The organism is Bacteroidota bacterium, assembly GCA_016706865.1.
Lineage (GTDB): Bacteria > Bacteroidota > Bacteroidia > Chitinophagales > BACL12 > UBA7236.
In genome coordinates this window covers 354,902-376,305 of record JADJIS010000001.1, presented here as the reverse complement: position 1 = coordinate 376,305, position 21,404 = coordinate 354,902, and the positions used below count along the sequence as shown (strand labels likewise).

Below are 21,404 nucleotides of genomic sequence, written 5' to 3'. Positions count from 1 at the left end.
ACTTATTTCTTAAATACAAAATATACTGCAAGTATCAGAAAACAGAAACCGATAAAATGGTTTAAGCGGAATACCTCGCTCTTGAAAAACACAATGGTAAAAAGGGTGAAAACAACCAGCGTAATAACCTCCTGAATTACCTTTAATTGCCAAAGTGTAAATGGTCCGCCGTTTTCTGAATATCCAATTCTGTTAGCCGGTACCTGAAACGAATATTCAAATAATGCAATTCCCCAGCTGATAAAAATTATTCCCACCAATCCCAGATTATTAAACCAGCTCATTTCTTTAAACTTCAAATGCCCATACCACGCAAAGGTCATAAAGGTATTGGAGATAACGAGGAGGACTATTGTTGTTAAGGCTTTCATTTGATTGTTGTTTATGCAAAAATAATGAAGGGTCGCGGTAAAAAGTCAACAGTCAACAGTGGGCAGTAAACAGTTTGTAACATTAGAACATAATCCTCCGAATTCAACCTTTGTAAACCTTGTAAACTATTGCAACCCAGAACGGAAACATGTAGTGATCGACGAAGGAGATCTACTACATGTCAGAACCCAGAACCCTGTAGTAGATCTCCTTCGTCGATCACTACAGGGCCAGCCAAAGATCATGTTCCATTTCAATTAAATTAATTTCAATTTTTTCGGCTTCTTTTTGAATATCTGTTCCGGTTTTATAATCGGAAATTTTTCTGTTGTAGATATTATCTTCTTTGTAAATAACACTATTAAAAATGCGGTAAAAAAATACTTCATCCAACGAAAAAATTACAGGATGACCTTCTTTTTTAACAACATTAATGCGTGACAGATATTTTCTTGTCTCAGGAAATTGTATCCAATAAAGATCGATAGTGTCTTTGGTGATTTTATTTAAAGCTACCGGACAAATACCAATTATTCTCGTTTCTGATAATAATCTTGGTTTGTCAAAGGTATGATCTTCCTTTATTTTAAAACCAATTATATTGACATTTGCAGTATCAATTTCCGAAGTATTCAGTTTTCGGGTAAATAGATCATCTGAACTGCTATATGCAATAATATTTCCCTGCATTACATTATTATGGATCGTATTAAAAAGCGCATTGTTTTCAAATAACATATTATTATCTTCGATGGGTATCCATCTCCATATTCTTTTTTCCCATATTATCATTTCTTTATGTAATGTATAATTGATGATAAAATTTTCACTGTTATATAAAATAGTATAAACAGATTTTGAATTGTGAAGGGGAGTGGCATTTTCTTCAGCATTGGGTGTAAAGGAACTATATTCCAAAGGACTGAAATATTCACGCACCACCATTAAATTGCCTGAGGAATCCCATAGCTTCCACTTGCCGCTTCTGTAATTATTTTCAAATTTTCCTTCTGCTTTTTTAATACCATTCGGATAGTAGGAAATATATTTCCCATGAATTCTGCCTTTATATGTTTCGTAGGTGCAATTTACGTTATCTGAATTAAATTGCCGCGTTTGACTTTTTGCGGAGAAAGGAAGGACGAGTAGTGCAATTAAAATGGAAATGGTGGGTAAAGGATTTTTCATAATGGGTGTTTTTGTAATAACGAGAAATTTAACCGGAATATTTTTTGCTGACTTTTTTTGGAAATTTTTATACGAACTGGTATATTTTTTTTGAAATTCTAAATTTATATTTCATTGGAATTCCGGTGGTTGGGAAACGTGTAAAAATCAATGTGATAGGGCGTTACAGTCCAAACCTAAGCTAAAAATTCCGATAGTTATTCCGGTGGTTAAAAGTGCCCCATTATATTAAAGACTCAGGGTTTATCTCTTCCTATCCATCGCTGTTTTCCTTGTAAGAACTGAATTGCTTTCTCAACATTGCGATCCCTGCTCTCCTCTGTTTTTAGATTATGGATATATCGCACGATCTCTTTTTGAAGGGATGGTGCTAATTGGTCAAATATTTTTTTTGCGGTTTTATCCATCTTCAGGGCCATTGATAATTTGGGATGCATCTCGATTTTTCTTTCTATCGGGTCAAATTCAATTTCAAGAGTTACTCTATCTCCAACTTTTGTATTTGTTGCACTTCGCATCGGGGTATTTAAATATAGCCGCCATTCACCACTATACTTTACAAGATGTTGAATAAAATCAAACCCATTTATTTTCCCTTTAATTGGAATTGGTCCTTTGGATTTTTGAGCTTGTTCAAATATTGCATTTAATACTTTCTCAGGTAATAAAACATAGGGGTTAACTCCAATTATTTCTATACTAGCTTTAAATACAAACATTTATTTTAACATTTGGTGCTTTTATGGCAAATTATTTCACAATGCTGCTAATCCATCAATATAATCAAATATAGCGTTAACTTCTGTTCTGGTTAGGTTAAAAGCAGGTTGAATCGATTGATATTGTTCATATATTTTTATCGCTTCAGAATTTCCACTCTTAATTAACTCCTGTGAATTAATGGTCCATTGATAAAGCCATTCGTTGCTATGTTTTTTTCTGACTCCAACCAAACTTGGCCCTGTAATAGTTTCATCTTTATATGAATGGCATACTGCACAATAACTTAAATACAATTCCTCGCCGTTTTTAGCGCAACACGGAAATGCAATATCATAAAGTGATCGTATAAATTCATCTTCTTTTTTTAATTGCAATTGCCTTTGTTTTTCCTCATAAAATTTAGCCATATATTCCAGATCAACATCAATTTTATTCTCGGCAACATACGTATCGTAAGGTCTTATCATTTCCTTAACTTTTTCCGGAGTGCTTTGAGTTAAGGTCATGGAAATTTTTTGATCTTTACCGGGTTCGAATTCTTTAAGAGCAATATATGGAATATCACCTTTGTATCCTATTCCTATTGCAACACTCAAGGCCTTTGGCATATGCACATTGTTATTGCTTTTATTACCCGTGGTAAATATTACATTATCACTGGTATTTAATCGATATAAACTTCTAATGGAAGTATAAACAATATAAGTATATGTTCTGTCAAGATCTTTTCCATTCTCCACAATAATTTCTAAAGGTTGAGGACTCCAAGTTTTGGGGATGGTGCCAATATCAATATTTACCCATCCCGTATTTGTCCATTCGAAACCATAGGTTTCCATGCGATATTTTTCGCGTTTAAATAAAAGCTTCTTATAGTCATCAGCTAATCTCTGCGCTTCTTTATTCTTTTTTTCAAGTTCTTTTAATACTTTTTTCTGCTCGTTATTTAATTGACCTGTAACTTCCTTCAATTGTTTTTCATAATATCCTTCTAATAATGCAGCGTATTTGTCTGCCTCCTTTACCTTTGTTTGACGTAGTTCCATAAATTGCAAAAAAGTATTCTGATGTTCACTGCCTGCTAATTTTTTCGCCACCATGCTATCCACCTCATATAAATTTTTATTCAGATTGTCGAGATAAAGTAATAGTAAATTGGTATTGCATGTTTTAAATAATATCTGAAGCCTTGATTCAAATTCTTTAGTAGCAATAAAAGTATTCTGGTAATTTGAATTCTGGATCACTTTTATTAAAGCTGGATCAATTCCGCATTCACCGGCATCTGGATCATAATTATTATCTAAACTTCTTTCGTCACTAGAGTCAACAAGAAAAGAACGATCGCTGTATTTTCCATTTATCACCTCCTTTTGTTCATTATAATAGGGTTCATTATAGTCGGTTGGCACAAATCCTTTTGTAAAAGCACCTTCCCTCCAAACTGATAAACTGTTGTATAAACTATCTGCCAATTTTTTGTCTGCTACTTTATAATTTCTAAATGGCATTCCTTTGTCAACCGCGGTCTCGAATTTTTCAGGTAAAAAATTCAGAGAATTGATATCAACTGTTTTTAAAAAGTCATCAATCTTCTTTGGTTCGACCCAATTCATATTTCCTTCAGCATCTCTTACGCCTTTATACGCCATCATTCCAGGTTTTTTTTGATGAGTAGGTATTTCTATATGAATGGGATTTTCTTTATTGATATAAAGTTGTTCTCCATCCGAAGTTGCATTAAAATAGATCATGCCATCTGTTTCTAATAGTTGGCCATCAGATGTTGTGGTGAGATTTGATAATAACATATCCTCCAACGAAAGAGCTTCCGCAATTTCTATGTCAATATTCTTTTCTACTATTTTCCCGTTTCTGTCGACAAAACATCCCTTGGGACAAATTATGATGCTTCCCTTTTCTCCTTCAACAACATTATCCACTGAGGCATCAATAGTAATACTTTGGCTTGGTACTATTGTGTTTTGGAAAGGATCCTTAGAGCTTAACTTAATTGTTTTCTCGTTATGCTTGCAGCTAAAAAGAGATAAAGAAATAAGTATAATTGTAGTGATGTGGAGAATTCGTCTTTTCATGTGTGTTAGAATTATTAATTAAATTCAAAAGTTCTGCCTTTGTATATCCATTAAATAAAAAAAATCACTCCAATGTATACCGGAGTGATTTCTTTAATTCCAAAATTAATTGTTATTCTTTTTCAATCTGTTTTACAAATGTTTTTCCTTCACTGCGTAATTCTATAAAATAAAGTCCGCTGCTTAGATCACTTAGATCCATTTCAACGGTTACCATATTTGCATTTGCAACCTGTGATAACATTGTTTGTCCTAAAACATTTTTAATACTCACTTCAACATCACCGCTTAATAAAACAGGAATTTCGATAGTGATATTATTTTGTGTTGGGTTTGGTGAAACAACAAAATCTGAAGATGGGGTATTATTTATACCAACTGAACCAGCTTCCACTGTTTTACAAAATTTATCTTCACATCCTGAAGCATCAGTTATTGTCAAACAAACTTCGTACTCGCCTGCTGCTACAAATGTATGTGTAGGTGATTGCAAATTAGAAGTGCCGCCATCACCAAATTCCCATAACCAGGTTACTGCTTCACCTGCTGTTTCAGTAAATTGAATTTCAAGACCATCAGTAACTGATTCATAACCATTGAGTTCCAATTCATCATCAATTAAAATAGTAAGTGTGTCATAAATAAAACCTGATTGAGGATTATATAAATATAATTCCACGCTTTCAAAACTTTCGGCAACAGCGTCGTGTAATGGAATAATTTCAATAATTCCAACACTATCCCATGCAGGTATAATTAATTGTTCAGCTATCAATTCATAGTCAACACCATTGGTGGCACTACCTGCAATATAATAATCCAAAACCAGAGGTTCGGCACAAGGAACTTCGTTAGTAAATTTAAAATAACCGGTAGCACATTTTTCCACTGCATAAGTAAGTTCGTTATCGGCTAAAGTTTCGTGTTTCATACGTAAACTTCCTAAACTTCCTGTTTCAAGAAATACTCCGGAATCAAAAATTGCATCTGATCCATCGGCAATAGCAATTTTCATATGATACGTTTCACCCGCTGTTACCGGAACATGAGCAAGCAATATGGTAGTTAAACCATCATATTGAACATACATATCATCAGTATTGTACGGTGCTTCGAATCCATCTCCATTGTGCACATAATAATCTGCATTTGTAAATGCATTCACATTATTAATAGCAACCGGCAAGGTAGTTCCGGGAACCTGTGCAATATTAATTGGAACGAGAATATCCGGACCGCTTACCCAAAATGCAAAGATGTCGTTGAAACCAGTTCCTGCAAATTCCATGTATTCTTCTGATCCGAACACATAACTCAATTTTAAGGTATCGGCAGCAACAGTCATATCGAATTCAATAACACATGCATCGTATGTAGGATATCCTGCAGCTGCAGTCAGGTCATCATCGCCATCAGTTCCATTATACATAGTATAAGAACCTTCATCATTTGGGCCAATAGCACCGTCGGCAAGACCGGAAGTGAGCAGCATGCCATTTTCAATTCCTACATTGGCATCCATGCTGTTAAAAAATCCTGAAGCGCCTCCAGCGCAATCGCGGGAAATACCGGAAACAACAATTCCGGGACCGGCAAGCGAATAAATGAAAGTTTCGTCATCCAATTCGGCAGTTACCGTCAATTGGGCGTTTATTTGTGTGGTTAAGATCAATAAAAGGGAGCATAAGAGGAGAAATTTTTTCATAATTATAGATTTATATCTTAAAGGTATCAATTTTTTCGCAAATGATTGATCAATTTTGCAAAATCGGCTCATGAGCATATTTCAACTTAAACAATTTTCGATCAATCAGGATATTACTTCCATGAAGGTGGGCACTGATGGGCTATTGCTTGGAGCTTGGATCACCAAAAACACAGAAGTTTCTACAATATTGGATATTGGCACCGGAACCGGATTGATTGCTTTGATGCTTGCACAAAAATTTCAGGAGGCTTCTATTATTGCAATTGATATTGATGAGGCTGCTGTTTTACAGGCTAAGGGAAATGCGGTAAATACAGAATGGAAAAATAGGATCCATATACAACATATTGCTTTACAGGATTTTATTCTAGTAAATAAAAAAAAGTATGATGTTATTTCCTGTAATCCTCCCTACTTTATAAAGGGATGGAAAATTGATAATGAACAGCGCAAAAAAGCAAGAGATGCAGAACATATGCCCTTTGAATATTTAATAGAGGCAGCAATAAAATTCCTTACAGATAAAGGAAGTTTTAACCTGATCTTGCCTGTGGAGGAGGGTAAAAAATTTATTACTCTGATGAGTAAGTCAGGTTTATTTTGTAAACGAAAAACTACGATATATACTAAAGAAGGAAAGGCGCCAAAACGTTTTTTGGTGGAGTTCGTAAAATATCCTTGTGAAACAATAAATACTGACCTTTTAATTGAAAATAAAGGCCTCAATAATTATACTGAGGAATACAAACAATTGACCCGCGATTTTTATTTACATTTTTAAAATAAAAAAAGCGCCGGAATTCCGACGCTTTATAAGTATTTGAAAACACTGTATTGGTTCCTTTTGATCAATATTTGTCGTCGAGGTCGCCATCATCAATATTGTAATTGTCTTCCTCTCCGAATTCGTCTGCAAGATCATCTATCAGGTCTTCTTCCTCAAAATCATCCTCGTCGTCATCGTCCTTTCCTTTTTTCTTTTTAGTACCTGTATCGTCATCATCGAGATCTTCATACATATGTTTACCTTCATCAAAGGCATATGCATCTTTTTCGTCTTTGTCGTCGAAATCGAATTCGTCTTTAAAATCCTTATCATTGAATTGACGGAATTCTTCAAACTCATCGCTTATTTCGGTAAGATCTTCTGCTTCCTCTTTGGTATCTTCAGCATCGTCATCTTCATCATCACCGAGTTTGGCATAAGGTAATTCATCGAGACCCTTAAATTTTTTGTCGTCAACATTCTTATTAAGGAATTTGTTGAGTTTGTCGATATCCGTATTGGTGGTTATCTCTCCAAATTCATTAATGTTCATCTCGAAGCCATCAAGATCTTTGTGAACTTCGGGTTTCCCTTCTAAAGGTTTTTTCTTTGGCATATGGTTTACTGCAATTTTCAGTGAAAGGTATCAAATATTTTTATTGAATTATGCAAACGGTCAACAGATTTTTTTTTCCCTAAAACATCCATCATGGTGAAAACAGGGGGACCTTGCAATCCACCTGCCAAAGCTACTCTAAAAATAGGCATCACTTCACCCATTCCTAAATTATTTTCTTTCATATAATCTTTAATAGATGTTTCTATCTCGTGTTCTGTAAAATTAGCAATTGCTTCTATTCTATCGATCAAATTTACAAAGATTTCTTTTTTTTCAGGTTTCCATTTCTTTTTAATGGTTTCCTCATCAAAATTAGTAATATCTTCAAAAAAGAAGGTGCCCAATTCATAAAGATCGGGAATAAAAACCGCCCTTTCTTTCATGGCATCGCAAACCTTTATTAAATAGTCGTGGTCAACGATTACATTTTTCTCCGTAAGATAAGGTTTGATAAGTTCCGCAAGTTCAGCCCCGGATTTTAATTTAAGATGTTGCTGATTGAACCATTTAGCCTTTTCAGGGTCGAACCTGGCACCGGATTTTCCAATTCTCTCAAAACTAAATGCGTTAATTAATTCTTCCTTACTGAAAACTTCCTGATCCGTTCCGGGATTCCATCCTAAAAAGGCGATAAAATTAATATACGCTTCCGGTAAAAATCCTTTTTCTTTTAATCCGGAAATACCTTGTTCTTTCCAATCTAATGAATATAACGGGAAACCATATTTATCTCCATCGCGTTTGCTCAGTTTTCCATTCCCCTCCGGTTTTAATATAAGAGGTAAATGCGCAAACTGCGGCATTTCATTTTCCCACCCGAACATTTTATAGGTCATAACATGCGTTGGAGCACTTGGCAACCATTCTTCACCCCTCACTACATGCGTTATTTTCATTAAATAATCATCCACCACATTTGCCAAATGATAGGTTGGCATTCCATCGCTTTTAAATAATACCTTATCATCTAATTGTGATGAATTAAAAGTTACCCAACCGCGAATAAGATCATTAAATTTAATTTCTTCGTTGCGGGGCATTTTTATTCTTATAACATAAGGATCTCCATTTGCGAGCCTTCTGTCCACCTCATCTTTAGAAAGTGCTACAGAATTTTTCATATACTGACGGGTAATATGATCATAAGCAGGAGAAGGATTACCCTGTTCGGTCATGCGATTTCGCATTTCTTCCAATTCTTCAGGAGTATCAAATGCGTAATAGGCATTTCCCTTTTCAATCAGTTCGTATACATATTTTTTATATATCTCTTGTCTTTCACTTTGACGATAAGGCGCATAAGGTCCTCCCACATGAACACCTTCGTCAAATTCAATTCCCGCCCATTTACAACTGTTGATCACATATTCCTCCGCTCCGGGTACATACCTCGCCTGGTCAGTATCTTCAATGCGCAGAATTAACGATCCACCCGTTTTTTTTACGAATAAATAATTATATAAGGCTGTTCTTATTCCGCCTAAATGTTGCGCACCTGTGGGGCTTGGTGCATATCGCAAACGTACTTTTTTCTCCATGATCAATATTACTGGTGCAAATTTAACCCCTTAAAACCGAAATCTTAATCATTGCAGATTAGATGCAAATATTTTTATCGCATTTTACCTAAAACTGATTAGCTGCCTGTTATCAAAATATAACTCGGAAGTAAGCAAATTGTTAATTCCCGCACGATTTTGGCTAAGTTTGCATCAATGTATTTTGTAAAAACACCTTTTTATTTAAAAACGGTATATCCTAGTCTCATCTGGGATATTAAAAAGAAGAATACATTATATCTCAGTTTCGATGACGGTCCTATTCCTTTTGTAACGGAAGAAATATTAAATATGCTGAGAGCTTATAATGCCTCGGCCACTTTTTTTTGTATCGGTGAAAATATCCGTCAAAATAGAAATATTTTTGAAAAACTTAAAATTGATGGACATGCAATTGGCAATCACACCTTTCACCATCTTAATGGTTGGAAAACGGATCTGGAAAAATATGTGGAGGATGTAAAACTTTGTAATGCGGAATATTCAACACAATTATTCCGCCCACCTTATGGTAGAATTGGATATCAGCAAATTCAGGAATTAAAAAAACATTATAAGATCATCATGTGGGATGTTTTAAGTGGAGATTTTGATACGGAATTGGATGCAACAAAATGCACCAAAAATGTGATTGAAAATGCTGTGGATGGAAGTATAGTAGTATTTCACGACAGTGTGAAAGCAAAAGACAGGGTATTAAAAAGTCTTCCTTTGGTACTGGAACATTTTTCGAAGGAAGGATTTGTTTTCGATAAAATGGAATTTTAAGAAGAGATAATAATTTTTGGATGACCGATACGCATGCACATATTTATTTACCGGAATTTGACCTCGATCGGGATGAAATAATTTTGCGTGCAAAAGAAGCAGGTGTAAAAAAAATATTTTTACCCAATATCGACATAGAATCCATAGATCCGATGTTGCAATTGTGTTTAGTGGAAAATAATTATTGTTTCCCAATGATGGGACTTCATCCTTGCAGTGTAAAAGAGAATTTTGAATTTCAACTCATCTTCATGGAAAAATATTTATTGGATGATAAATATAAATTCTACGGCATAGGCGAATGTGGTCTCGATTATTTTTGGGATAAAAGTTTAATTACCGAACAAAAAACTGCATTTGAATATCAGATTCAGCTGGCAAAAAAATTCAAATTACCCATCATCATTCATTCCCGCGATGCTGTTGACGATAGTATTGAACTAATCGCTAAACACAAGGATGAAAACCTGCAAGGAATTTTCCACTGTTTTTCGGGTTCCGTTGAACAACTGGAAAAAATTATTGAGCTCGGATTTTATGCGGGAATAGGTGGGGTAGCTACTTTTAAAAATGGAGGTTTAGATAGAGTTTTGAAACAAGAACATCTTCCCAACCTGGTTTTAGAAACCGATTCACCCTATCTGGCACCGGTTCCATTTCGTGGCAAACGAAATGAACCATCCTACCTTAAACATGTACTGAAAAGGCTTAGTGAGATACTTTTACTCTCAGAATCAGACATTTTAGCAGCAACAGAATCAAATGTATCCCGAATATTCAAGGTTTAAAATGTAATTTTGCAGCTCGAAGGAGAGATGTCCGAGTGGTTGAAGGAGCACGCCTGGAAAGTGTGTATACTCCAAAAGGGTATCCAGGGTTCGAATCCCTGTCTCTCCGCATTTCAAAAAAAAAACCCGCCTACGGCGGGTTTTTTTTTGAAAGAAGTTTCCCGCAGGGTTCGCAGAGGAGCAGAGATTGCAGAGGTTTGTATTATGGGATTAAATAATTTTAAATCCGCGAAATCCGTGCAATCCCATTAAAATCCGCGATCTACTCAGTGATCTCTATACCATATTTCTGCTCATACTTCTTACTAAGATCAGTTTGCCAGTTTGTAACCTGAGTTTTTTCACCATTGATATAAATATTGGTGATCCTGCTTGTTCGCATATCTAAAACATCACCTTCACTTATAAATAAAGTTGCACTTTTTCCTGTTTCCAGAGTTCCGTAATTTTTTTCAATTCCCAATAATTTTGCATTGGTAAGTGTGATCATTTTTAATGCATCCTCTTTTGTTATTCCATATGCCGCCGCCGTACCCGCATCAAAAGGCAGATTGCGCATATTCCAAAAACTTCCTCCTTCATTACTTACACTAAGGCCACATTCAATTCCTGCCTTTAATAAAATGGAAGGTAATTTGTAAGGAAGTTCAACAGGATCACCTTCCAGGCCGGGAAGTTCATGCGTGCATTCCAACAACACCGGAATGTTATTTTCTTTCAAAAGATCCAATACGCGATAACTTTGTCTGCCTCCAACTAACACAATTTTTATCTGATATTGTTTTGCAAAATCAACTACACCAATAATTTGTTTTGCGTCGTTTGCATCAATAAATAATTTTTGTTCCGCACTGAAAATTTTCCGCATGGATTCAAAACGCAAGTTTTTTACTGCATGATCAGTGCTGTTGCAATATGCTTTTGCTTCATCAAAAAAGTTTTTTATTGCTATCACTTCATTATCATAAGTATCGCTCTTTTTATATTCTCCTTTTATATAATCATAACCATAATATCCCGGCCAATACATATGCATATTATTATCCATTTTAACTGCGGCATCCTCCCAATTCCATCCCGATAATTTTACAACAGAGCTTTGTCCGGAAATTATTCCTCCATCGGGAATTACCTGCGACAATAAAATTCCATTTGTTCTGAGTGTCGCAATTGCTTTAGAATCAGTATTATATGCAATAATTGATCGGATATTCGGATTGAATTGACCAACCTCATAAGCATCCCTTGTTGCCCGCACAGCCTCTATTTCCTTCAAACCAAGTTGGTTATTCATTGCGATAATACCTGGATAAATATGTTTGCCACTGGCATCTATCATCGTTGCGGTATTATCGTCGTAACCGGATTCTTTTTTAGGACCTACATATTGTAAAATGCCTTCCTGAATTATTACCATTCCGTTGTCAATTATACTGGCATTTCCAACATGCACCATCGCATTGGAAATTACAATCGGAACCTTTTGAGCTGATAGTGTAAAAAATACACTAAGTAGCGCTATTGTCATTATATATCGTATATTATTAAATGGTATATTCATTTTGTATTATTTATAGTGTTCAAATTTCTCGTTTATAAAAATTATCAATTTCCTTGCATGTGATCTTCCACATCTTCGCAATCATACAATTTATGTTCTTTTCCAACTACAGGGATTGTTGCAGCTCCTCCGTTTTTCTCTGCTATCATTTTAGTAATAATGCGATTGCGTTCCTTTCTCATGTTTTCCTGTAAAAGATCATCTGCAGAACGATCGTAATAAATTATTCCGTCCACCATTGTTTTTTCCGCTATTGCATAAATACTAAGAGGATTATCGCTCCATAATACGATATCCGCATCTTTTCCTTCTTTAATACTTCCAACCCTATCGTCAACATGCAATAATTTCGCTGGATTTAGTGTCACCATTTTTAATGCATCCTCTTCATTCATCCCTGCATATTTTATCGATTTTGCAGCTTCCTGATTTAACCGTCTTGCCATTTCGGCATCATCAGAATTGATAGCCGTAATTACACCTTCATTATGCATAATTGCCGGGTTTTGCGGGATTGCCTCCATTACCTCATATTTATATGCCCACCAATCGGCGAACGAAGAAGCCCCGGCACCATGAGCCTTCATTTTATCTGCAACCTTATATCCTTCCAAAATATGTGTAAAAGTGTTTACCGTAAAATTGTGTTTATCAGCAACCTTCATAAGCATATTAATTTCACTCTGCACATAACTATGGCAAGTGATAAATCTTTTTTCCTGTAGAATTTCTGCTATGGCTTCTAATTCAAGATCAGTTCTTGTTAATTTATTTACATCTTTTTTAGCGATGATATACTCCTCGGCACGCGTAAAAATATCCTCATATACCTGCTCAACACCCATTCTTGTTTGCGGAAAACGAATAGTATTATAATCGCCCCAATTCGCTTGTTTAACATTTTCTCCCAAAGCAAATTTTATAAATCCATCCCAGTTCTGAAATTTCATTTCTTCGGGTGAAAGTCCCCATCGCAATTTTATTAATTGTGTTTGTCCTCCCACTGCATTTGCCGAACCATGCAATAAATGTGAACTGGTAACCCCGCCACTTAACTGACGATAAATATTTATATCATCGCAATCCACCACATCTCCGATGCGCACTTCCGCACTACTCGATTGAGTGCCTTCGTTAACTCCGTCAGAAATTGCTATATGTGAGTGTTCATCAATTATTCCTGCCGTGAGATGTTTATTTGTTCCATCAATAATAGTGGCGTTTTTGGCGGAAATATTTTTTCCGATCTTTAATATTTTACCACCCGAGATCAATACATCATAATTTGTTAATATTCCTTCACTTTCATTGGTCCAAATGGTGGTATTCGTAATTAAAATTTCTTTTTGTTTTGGTTTTTCTGACCAGCCATAGGCAGTGAAAGGATAAATAACAGTTCCGGTTTGTATTAAACTATCTGTTTTTTTATCCTCTTTTTTCTCGGCATAAACATTCGTAAATTCTGCCTTCCAGTTTATCCATTTTTCATTTATTTGACCTTGTCCTGAAAACGATTTTTCTTTTATCCATCCGGTAAGTCTTATGTTTTCAGTTCCATCTGTAAAAGAGATAGAAATATTTTCATTATTTATATTTCCGGAAGCTTTAACAGTGTCCGTATTTTTAATTACAGCAAATTCAGGTGCATCCTTTTTTCCTTTTATCACTAAACCGTAGATCCTGTTATCAATGTTGAATTTATAAATTCCCCGCATATCATTCTCTAATGGATTTTGAATGATATATTGTTGACCATTCACCCAGTTCTGATATATAACAGTTTCCTCCTCAAAAATATTTCCGGAAGTAATAATGAAGTTCGCAATTTTGCCTTTTGTGAGCGTGCCTAATTCATTTTGTGCATTAATTAATTGAGCCGGTGTTGTAGTTAATGCTGCCAAGGCAGTTTTTTCTGTCAATCCATATAACACTGCCTTGCGCACATTTTTAAGTAAGTCATTTTTATTTTCCAGCCCTGAGGAAGTTATACAAAATTGTATCCCCTGTTTTTCTAAATAACTGCAATTAGCCGGAGCCATTTCCCAGTTTTTCAGATCAGCCATAGATAGTAATTCCGCATCGAATGGATCACTTACGTCGGGAGTTTTGGGATAATTTACCGGTATAATTAATGTTGTATTTGTATTTTTAATTTCACTGATACGCTGATATTCATCACCACTTCCTCTTATAATAAATGTAATATTAAATTCATCACCAATTTTATCGGCACGCATAATTTCAAGTTTATCGCGTGTATCAAAAAAATGTATCAAAGTTTTATTTTGATTGATTGATTCGAGTGCAATATTTTTCTCTGCTACGTTTCCTCCTTTTGCATACCAATCAGCATCTAAAAATGTTTGACGCAATAATGCGATACTACCCATTTCGGAGGAAGGATAATTTTGTGTGGAACTTCCTTTTCTGAAAGAATAATGGTCACTTACTTTTTCCTTTACCAACATTTTTCCCGCAGCTTCATTTCCCATTAAAACCAATGCACCGGTTCCCTGCATGATACCATCGTTGCGATGAGTAATAACTGCCCCGATCCCGATATTTCTAAATGATTTATTTTTAGAGGTATCGGGAGCGAAATTTTCATATGCATTAAATTCAGGTGTAATCGCCTGGTTCCAGTTTAATGCGGTATTAAAATTATTTTCCATTTGTGGTCCCTGGCCTGAAGGAGGATTTATTTTTGATGGAATACCATAATCAGCATCCAGATCGATAAAAGAAGGATAAATAAATTTTCCTTTCGCATCAATAATCACTGCATCTTTTGGTGCGACAACATTACCCGCATCAACAATTTTTCCATCTCTTATCACGAGAGTTCCGTTCTCAATTTTTGTATTTGGATCGATAATTAGTGTTGCATTTATTAATGCATAGGTTTTTTCCCGCACATCAAAAACACCATTTACAGGAAAGGTAGTTTGAGTAATACCGGAAATAGAAAACAATCCCGCAATGATCAATAAAAAGTATTTTTTCATAAATTTTTTTTGGAGCTTGGTTAGCGCTTTTCAGGCAACGGGTGTGAACGGTGCTGCGTCTATCCAATGCAATGAAACGCTAAGATAAAAATTGAAAACATAATAAAAAGTTAAATCAACTTAAAAGTACTTTTGTTTCAGGCTCCTTTCTTTACAATTTTATGATAAATTTTAACACTATACATCGTTAACTTAATTAACTTTAAAACTTTAAATTCAGGATTTGGGAAGGCGATTGGTCATATTATTTTTTGTGTTGTGTTCAGGGTATAGTGTATTTGCCTATCATATTATCGGGGGTGAAATGATTTACACTCGTCTCACAGGAAATAATTTTGAAATAAAACTCAAATTATATCGCGATTGTTCTGCTGCTGAGGCGGCACCTTTCGATAATCCACTTCAAATTTATGTCTACAATGCAGCAGGAGCGCTTGTCGACAGCCTTGTAGTGTTTTTTCCCGGCTCCGAAAATCTGGATCCGGATCTCACAAATCCTTGTATTACCTACATTCCCGACCTTTGTATTCAGGAGGCAATTTATATCGGAAATATCAACCTTCCGCCCAGTGTAGGAGGTTACGATCTTGTATATCAGCGTTGTTGCCGAAATACAACCATTATAAATATCGTAGATCCCGTTGCCACAGGAGCAACCTATACCGAACATATTCCCGACCCGGGAACAGTAATAAACTCCAGTGCGAGGTTCAGCAATTTCCCCCCAATTGTTATTTGTGCAAATTTTCCCTTTAATTTCGACCATTCCGCTACCGATCCCGATGGCGATGTGTTGGTTTACGAATGGTTTCATCCCCTGAACGGCGCCACTTACGATGTGCCAGACCCTTCTCCTGCACCGGGACCTCCCTTTGAAGAAGTTAATTTTTACGGACCATACAGTTATACTTATCCCATTGAATCGGATCCTGCGTTTTCTATTAATTCCACCACTGGTTTTTTGTCGGGAACACCAACTTCCTTAGGTCAATTTGTTGTAGGTATTGCCGTAAAAGAATACAGAGCAGGAGTTTTGATAAATACACATTACCGCGATTTTCAATTTAATATCACCGATTGCGAACCTACTTTAGTGGCATCATTACCCGGAGAAATTAATAATTGCACCGATTTTACCATACACTTCGAAAACTGGAGTTATGGAACCGATGAATTTTTATGGGATTTTGGCGTTGATGGAATTACCACTGATGTGAGTGAAGAGGAATTTCCAACTTATACCTATCCCGACACTGGTACTTATATCGTAAGCCTGATCGCTTTTCCCGGACAAACATGTTCTGATACCACTTTCGCAACAGTTAGCATATATCCGCATTTAATTCCCACGATAGATTTTGATCCGGCCTGCGCAAAAACCCCTGTTCAATTTACAGATCTTTCGGTCACCGATTTTGGAACTCTAACAAGCTGGCAATGGAATTATGGAGATGGGGGAGGCAGCTCCGAACAAAACCCCGAATATACTTATGATGAGCCTGGTAATTATATGCTGATTTTCACCGTAGAAAATAGTGTGGGTTGTGTTGCAGAAATTTATGATACCATTAAAATTTATTCTTTGCCAAATGCCCTGTTTAATTCGGAGGGAGCATGTTTAGAAGAGGTGGGAACTGTCTACAGTACAAGTGTTATCATGATCGGAAACGAAATTGTAGATTGGCAGTGGGAAGTGGATCCGGATAATTATTTTTCAGGAGAATCTTTTGAATATTATTTTGATACTGCGGGAATTTATACTGTTACACTTACGGCAACGAGCAATTATGGTTGTGTTGATTCCATAACCGATATCATTATAGTTCCCGAACCAGTTGTGGCATCTCCAATTGCCGATGTAACCATTTGTGAAGGTGATAGTGTTCAATTGATTGCGGGTGGTGGAACCTTTTATCAGTGGTATCCACCAGAAAATATTAGTGATGATGCACTGTCAAACCCCTATGTTTTTCCTACAACCCCAACTATATATTACGTAGTGGTATACGACCAATGTTCTGCAGATACTGTAATGGTAAATGTAAATGTTTTGGCTGCCCCAAATGTTGAAGTTGGCGTTGATACAATTGTATATTCCGGTCATCCCGTACAAATGTGGGCTGTTGGGGCCTCCAATTATATTTGGGAACCTCCTTTTGGACTAACTGATCCGGCCATTGCAGATCCTGTTGCCACACCTCCTTCCACCGTGCAATATATTGTAACCGGAACTGATAAAGCAGGATGCACAGATGTTGATACTGCGCTGGTGTATGTAATTCCGAGTTGCTTTCATTTTGTAGATATAAATGCCTTTTCACCTAATGGCGATGGGGTTAATGATAATTTCAGACTCATTACCTCAGGTGATGATCAACTCGTAAGTATGGAAATTTATAATCGCTGGGGGCAACGTATCTTTGAAACCAATAATCTTGTGAATGGGTGGGATGGAACTGATGGAAATGGCAAACCACAGGAAATTGGAACCTATATTTACAAAATTTGGACAAAATGTGACGAAATTTTGCAATCTTTGAGCGGTAACGTTACCCTTTTGAGATAACCATAATTTTATTTAATTTTATATCTTATAATAACCAGTGATGAAAAAACAAATTTTTTTACTCCTCTTTGCCTTTTCATTTATTTCTTTTAAAACTTACGCAACACATATTGTTGGGGGTGAAATGAGTTATACTTGTTTAGGCGATAATCTTTATCAGGTCAAACTCATTCTATACCGCGATTGTGCAGCCGGTGGAGCCTTGTTCGACAACCCCGCTTGCTTAGGACTTTACAATGAAGCAGGATTGCTTGTAAATACCATATATACCGGAGCACCTGTGGTAACACCTATTGACGTAATATCTCCTGACCCCTGCCTTGTAATACCTCCGGGCTTATGTATTGAAAAGGGTGTTTATACTTTTAATATCACACTTCCATCAAATGAAGAAGCCTATGATCTTGTTTATCAGAGATGTTGCCGAAATCCTAGCATTGTGAATATAGAAACACCTGAGGAAGTTGGTTCTACTTATTTTGCCCATTTTGTGCCCACTAATTTAATTGGTTGTAACAGCTCACCGGAATTCATCGGTCTGCCACCAACTGCAATTTGCATAGGAACTCCAATTACATATGATAATTCGGCAGTAGACCCTGACGGTGATTCTTTGGTTTATAGATTTTTTACACCTTACATCGGAGCTTATCCGGTTGGTGTTGGTGCCGGACCACAACCTTGCCCTCCGGAAGGTTTGCCATTCGGTAATATTGTATGGACCGCTGGTTTTAGTGAATCGTATCAGGTTACTGCTTCGCCGGCAATGGCTATAGATTCAGAAACAGGATTTTTGACCGGCACTCCAACCGCTGCAGGAAGATATGTGGTAGGTATTGCAGTGGATGAATACCGTGATGGCGTTTTATTGGAAACATATTATCGTGATTATCAATTCAATATTCAGGAATGTGAACCCCTTGTTGCTGCAGCCACCGAACCTATAATTCTTGATTGCGAAGATTATACCATAGAGTTTACAAACTCCAGCACCGGTGCAGATGAATATTTATGGGATTTTGGGGATGGAACAACTTCAACAGAATTTGAACCAACGCATACCTATAGCGATACCGGAACTTATACTGTAACGCTTATAGCGGTACCTGGCTTCGTTTGCGCTGATACGTTTATAGCAACCATAAAGATATATAATGTACTTACGGCTGATTACGACTTTACAGCAGGATGCTCAGGAACTCCGGTTGTTTTTACCGATTTGTCAAATTCCACCGAAGCGGGAATTATCGATAGCTGGACCTGGAATTTTGCTGATGGATTTTCATCTACGGAACAAAATCCTGAACATGAATATGCAGATGGAGGAACATATACAGTAATTCTTACCGTTACAACCGACAAAGGCTGCGAATCCATTATTTCCTACGATATTTTGGTCGAACCCGGACCTGATGTTGATTTCGAAGTTGCTGACGTATGTCAGAATGAACCGGCAGAATTTGAAAATCTTACTACTATCACTACTGGTTCAATTAGCAGTTATGCCTGGGATTTTGGAGATGGTGAAACAAGCACAGAAGATGATCCTTCTCATTTTTATGATGCACCCGGAACATATACTGTTACTCTGATCGCGTTTTCTACAAACGGATGTTCTGATACCATTAGCGCTGAAATTTATATAGGTGAATTACCGCTCGCAGACGCAGGCCCCGACCAAACAGTTGAATATTTGGAAACCTTTACCTTAGATGGTACCGGAGTAGGATCTTTTTTCTGGTTCCCACAAAATCCTATCATTATTCCGGCTAATATCAGCAGTTTAACCATTGCCGATCCTACCGTTGAATTAGCTGAAACTACTACTTTCCTTTTAACTGTAACAAGTCCCGACGGATGTTCCGAAACGGATACCGTCACAATATTCGTGAACCAGGTCACCATAGTGGAAGTGCCAAGTGCATTCTCTCCAAATGGTGATGGTATTAACGATGAAATATTTGTTTTAAATCACGAGGTAGGCGAATTACTTGAATATACCATTTTTAATCGCTGGGGAGAAATTATATTTTCCACACAGGATATTAATGGCGGTTGGGATGGCTCCATTGAAGGCAAAGAAGCTGAAATGGGTACTTATGTTTATCTTGTTAGAGCAATTGGTTTAGGTGGTGAATTTTTCCAACGTCAGGGAAATATCACCTTGGTGAGATAATATTTAATACTATTCATAAACGAATAAGTAGCTTTGCACTGAATTTATTCAGGATGAAAAAGCTACTTATTTTTTTTGTGATATGCTCAGCTTTTATAGGTTATAATTGCTCAAAAAAAACTCCTGCTGATAATGCAGATTTAGTTAAAACAGAGGAATCACCGGGAAAAGCAGTATATGTAAAATCTTGTAGATTATGCCATGGAAATGATGGCAATTTAGGATTAAGTGGTGCCGCTAACCTGAAAATTACGATGTTAAATGTGGAACAGATCAAGTCAGTAATAATTGAAGGACGAAAAGGCATGCCCTCCTGGAAAGGTCAGCTTACTCCCGCAGAGATACAACAAGTTGCAGAGTATGTTGTTACCCTGAAAAATAAATAATTAATTGAACCCACCTCATGTATATTATATTATCGGAACAATGTCGGGGTCTTCACTCGATGGGTTGGACGTGGTATATTGTGAAATGCGATCTGAACCCAATTATTCCTTTAAAGTTTTAGCATCCGATACCTTTCCATACCCTCAGGAAATTCTAAATATTCTTGCCAATATCGAAGTGAGTATTGCAAAGGATTACGAAAATGAACATGTTTTATTTGATGAGTTATCTTCAATAAGTATCAAAACTTTTATGGAGGATAATAATATTGAAAAACCTGACTTCATTGCATCTCACGGACATACCATTTTTCATTTTCCGGAAAAAAATATTACCTGCCAGATAGGAAATGGAAAAATTATGGCGAAGGAGTTAAATTGCCCGGTGATATGTAATTTCCGACAGGCAGATATGGATGCAGGAGGTCAGGGCGCACCGCTGGTTCCTATTGCTGATGTTTTGTTTTTCCCTGAATATTCTGCATGTTTAAATATTGGTGGAATTGCAAATATTTCTTTTGAGGAAAATGGGAAAAGAATTGGATTTGATATTTGTGCCGCAAATCAGCTATTGAATTTTTGTGCTCAACAAATAGGATTGGAATATGATGATGAAGGGTCCATGGCAAGAACAGGAAAAATAAACGAAGCGCTTTTGAGAGAATTAAATGCGTTTGATTATTTTGATCTTCCTTTCCCAAAATCTATGGATAATAATTTTATAAGAGATAATTTCTTTCCCATATTGTCAAATTATACAATTTATCCTACTGATAAACTTGCAACTGCCACCGAACATATTGCATATCAGATTTCGCGAATTATAAATAAACAAATTGATTCGCAAAATATTCCTAAAAATATTTATAGTTTGTTGGTTACCGGTGGCGGAGCTTATAATTCTTATTTATTAAGGAGGATAGAACAATTATGCGGAATTAAAATTACCTTGCCGGATAATACGACTATTCAATTTAAAGAAGCAATAGCCATGTGTTTAATGGGCATGTTGAGATGGGAGAACAAACCTAATTTTTTACCTTCCGTTACCGGAGCGCGAATTGCTGTGAGCGGCGGAGATATTGTAAATGTGAATTGATGAAATTATTTATTATCCATAAAA

16 protein-coding genes and 1 tRNA gene are annotated in these 21,404 nt (G+C 36.2%); 8 read left to right on the top strand and 9 right to left on the bottom strand.

The window, feature by feature from the left end; translation table 11 throughout:
* Positions 1 to 2: 2 nt before the first annotated feature.
* From IPI31_01595 to IPI31_01575, 5 genes are all read right to left on the bottom strand, one after another.
* Positions 3 to 371, bottom strand: coding sequence for a DMT family protein (locus tag IPI31_01595; protein ID MBK7566496.1), 369 nt, complete (start codon positions 369 to 371; stop codon positions 3 to 5).
* Between the two features lie 223 nt (positions 372 to 594).
* Positions 595 to 1,560 (bottom strand): gliding motility protein GldN, encoded by a 966-nt coding sequence (gene gldN, locus IPI31_01590; protein MBK7566495.1) that lies wholly within the window; start codon positions 1,558 to 1,560, stop codon positions 595 to 597.
* 236 nt (positions 1,561 to 1,796) lie between these two features.
* On the bottom strand, positions 1,797 to 2,279 hold the full coding sequence (locus IPI31_01585) for a YdeI/OmpD-associated family protein (protein MBK7566494.1): 483 nt from the start codon (positions 2,277 to 2,279) through the stop codon (positions 1,797 to 1,799).
* A 36-nt stretch (positions 2,280 to 2,315) separates the two neighbouring features.
* Positions 2,316 to 4,379, bottom strand: a complete 2,064-nt coding sequence (locus IPI31_01580) for a cytochrome c (GenBank protein ID MBK7566493.1) — start codon at positions 4,377 to 4,379, stop codon at positions 2,316 to 2,318.
* Positions 4,380 to 4,491: 112 nt separating this feature from the next.
* The gene (locus IPI31_01575; GenBank protein ID MBK7566492.1) at positions 4,492 to 6,084 is read right to left on the bottom strand and encodes a choice-of-anchor L domain-containing protein; all 1,593 of its coding nucleotides are present in this window, start codon (positions 6,082 to 6,084) and stop codon (positions 4,492 to 4,494) included.
* A 70-nt stretch (positions 6,085 to 6,154) separates the two neighbouring features.
* On the opposite strand from IPI31_01575, the gene IPI31_01570 reads away from it, so the two are divergent.
* On the top strand, positions 6,155 to 6,868 hold the full coding sequence (locus IPI31_01570) for a methyltransferase (GenBank protein ID MBK7566491.1): 714 nt from the start codon (positions 6,155 to 6,157) through the stop codon (positions 6,866 to 6,868).
* Positions 6,869 to 6,935: 67 nt separating this feature from the next.
* On the opposite strand, the gene IPI31_01565 is transcribed toward IPI31_01570, so the two are convergent.
* Together IPI31_01565 and IPI31_01560 are read right to left on the bottom strand one after the other, a co-directional pair.
* A complete protein-coding gene (locus tag IPI31_01565; protein ID MBK7566490.1) occupies positions 6,936 to 7,469 on the bottom strand; it encodes a hypothetical protein in 534 nt (177 codons plus the stop codon).
* 17 nt (positions 7,470 to 7,486) lie between these two features.
* Entirely contained in the window at positions 7,487 to 9,010 is a 1,524-nt protein-coding gene (locus IPI31_01560) for a glutamate--tRNA ligase (protein MBK7566489.1), read from the bottom strand.
* A 177-nt stretch (positions 9,011 to 9,187) separates the two neighbouring features.
* Between IPI31_01560 and IPI31_01555 the strand changes: the two genes are divergently transcribed.
* From IPI31_01555 to IPI31_01545, 3 genes are all read left to right on the top strand, one after another.
* Positions 9,188 to 9,799: a polysaccharide deacetylase family protein gene (locus IPI31_01555; GenBank protein MBK7566488.1), complete on the top strand. Its 612-nt coding sequence runs from the start codon at positions 9,188 to 9,190 to the stop codon at positions 9,797 to 9,799.
* 20 nt (positions 9,800 to 9,819) lie between these two features.
* Positions 9,820 to 10,587: a TatD family hydrolase gene (locus tag IPI31_01550; GenBank protein MBK7566487.1), complete on the top strand. Its 768-nt coding sequence runs from the start codon at positions 9,820 to 9,822 to the stop codon at positions 10,585 to 10,587.
* 21 nt (positions 10,588 to 10,608) lie between these two features.
* Positions 10,609 to 10,696: transfer RNA gene (locus IPI31_01545), tRNA-Ser, on the top strand.
* 153 nt (positions 10,697 to 10,849) lie between these two features.
* Here the strand turns inward: IPI31_01545 and IPI31_01540 are convergent.
* On the bottom strand, positions 10,850 to 12,148 hold the full coding sequence (locus IPI31_01540; protein ID MBK7566486.1) for an amidohydrolase family protein: 1,299 nt from the start codon (positions 12,146 to 12,148) through the stop codon (positions 10,850 to 10,852).
* 44 nt (positions 12,149 to 12,192) lie between these two features.
* Positions 12,193 to 15,153: an amidohydrolase family protein gene (locus IPI31_01535; protein ID MBK7566485.1), complete on the bottom strand. Its 2,961-nt coding sequence runs from the start codon at positions 15,151 to 15,153 to the stop codon at positions 12,193 to 12,195.
* 223 nt (positions 15,154 to 15,376) lie between these two features.
* Here IPI31_01535 and IPI31_01530 point away from each other — a divergent pair, with 223 nt between their 5' ends.
* Genes IPI31_01530 through IPI31_01515 form a run of 4 tightly spaced genes read left to right on the top strand, consistent with a single transcriptional unit; the run spans position 15,377 to position 21,380 of the window.
* On the top strand, positions 15,377 to 17,719 hold the full coding sequence (locus IPI31_01530) for a gliding motility-associated C-terminal domain-containing protein (protein ID MBK7566484.1): 2,343 nt from the start codon (positions 15,377 to 15,379) through the stop codon (positions 17,717 to 17,719).
* Between the two features lie 40 nt (positions 17,720 to 17,759).
* The gene (locus tag IPI31_01525; protein MBK7566483.1) at positions 17,760 to 19,895 is read left to right on the top strand and encodes a PKD domain-containing protein; all 2,136 of its coding nucleotides are present in this window, start codon (positions 17,760 to 17,762) and stop codon (positions 19,893 to 19,895) included.
* Positions 19,896 to 19,948: 53 nt separating this feature from the next.
* A complete protein-coding gene (locus tag IPI31_01520) occupies positions 19,949 to 20,281 on the top strand; it encodes a cytochrome c (protein MBK7566482.1) in 333 nt (110 codons plus the stop codon).
* Positions 20,282 to 20,285: 4 nt separating this feature from the next.
* Positions 20,286 to 21,380 (top strand): anhydro-N-acetylmuramic acid kinase, encoded by a 1,095-nt coding sequence (locus IPI31_01515; GenBank protein MBK7566481.1) that lies wholly within the window; start codon positions 20,286 to 20,288, stop codon positions 21,378 to 21,380.
* Positions 21,381 to 21,404 lie beyond the last annotated feature (24 nt).

Coding starts and splice junctions, on each gene's coding strand:
- IPI31_01565 (MBK7566490.1), bottom strand. CDS start 7,469: ATGCCAAAGAAAAAACCTTTAGAAGGGAAACCCGAAGTTCACAAAGAT.
- IPI31_01560 (MBK7566489.1), bottom strand. CDS start 9,010: ATGGAGAAAAAAGTACGTTTGCGATATGCACCAAGCCCCACAGGTGCG.
- IPI31_01540 (MBK7566486.1), bottom strand. CDS start 12,148: ATGAATATACCATTTAATAATATACGATATATAATGACAATAGCGCTA.
- gldN (MBK7566495.1), bottom strand. CDS start 1,560: ATGAAAAATCCTTTACCCACCATTTCCATTTTAATTGCACTACTCGTC.
- IPI31_01575 (MBK7566492.1), bottom strand. CDS start 6,084: ATGAAAAAATTTCTCCTCTTATGCTCCCTTTTATTGATCTTAACCACA.
- IPI31_01595 (MBK7566496.1), bottom strand. CDS start 371: ATGAAAGCCTTAACAACAATAGTCCTCCTCGTTATCTCCAATACCTTT.
- IPI31_01535 (MBK7566485.1), bottom strand. CDS start 15,153: ATGAAAAAATACTTTTTATTGATCATTGCGGGATTGTTTTCTATTTCC.
- IPI31_01580 (MBK7566493.1), bottom strand. CDS start 4,379: ATGAAAAGACGAATTCTCCACATCACTACAATTATACTTATTTCTTTA.
- IPI31_01585 (MBK7566494.1), bottom strand. CDS start 2,279: ATGTTTGTATTTAAAGCTAGTATAGAAATAATTGGAGTTAACCCCTAT.
- IPI31_01520 (MBK7566482.1), top strand. CDS start 19,949: ATGAAAAAGCTACTTATTTTTTTTGTGATATGCTCAGCTTTTATAGGT.
- IPI31_01525 (MBK7566483.1), top strand. CDS start 17,760: ATGAAAAAACAAATTTTTTTACTCCTCTTTGCCTTTTCATTTATTTCT.
- IPI31_01570 (MBK7566491.1), top strand. CDS start 6,155: ATGAGCATATTTCAACTTAAACAATTTTCGATCAATCAGGATATTACT.
- IPI31_01550 (MBK7566487.1), top strand. CDS start 9,820: ATGACCGATACGCATGCACATATTTATTTACCGGAATTTGACCTCGAT.
- IPI31_01555 (MBK7566488.1), top strand. CDS start 9,188: ATGTATTTTGTAAAAACACCTTTTTATTTAAAAACGGTATATCCTAGT.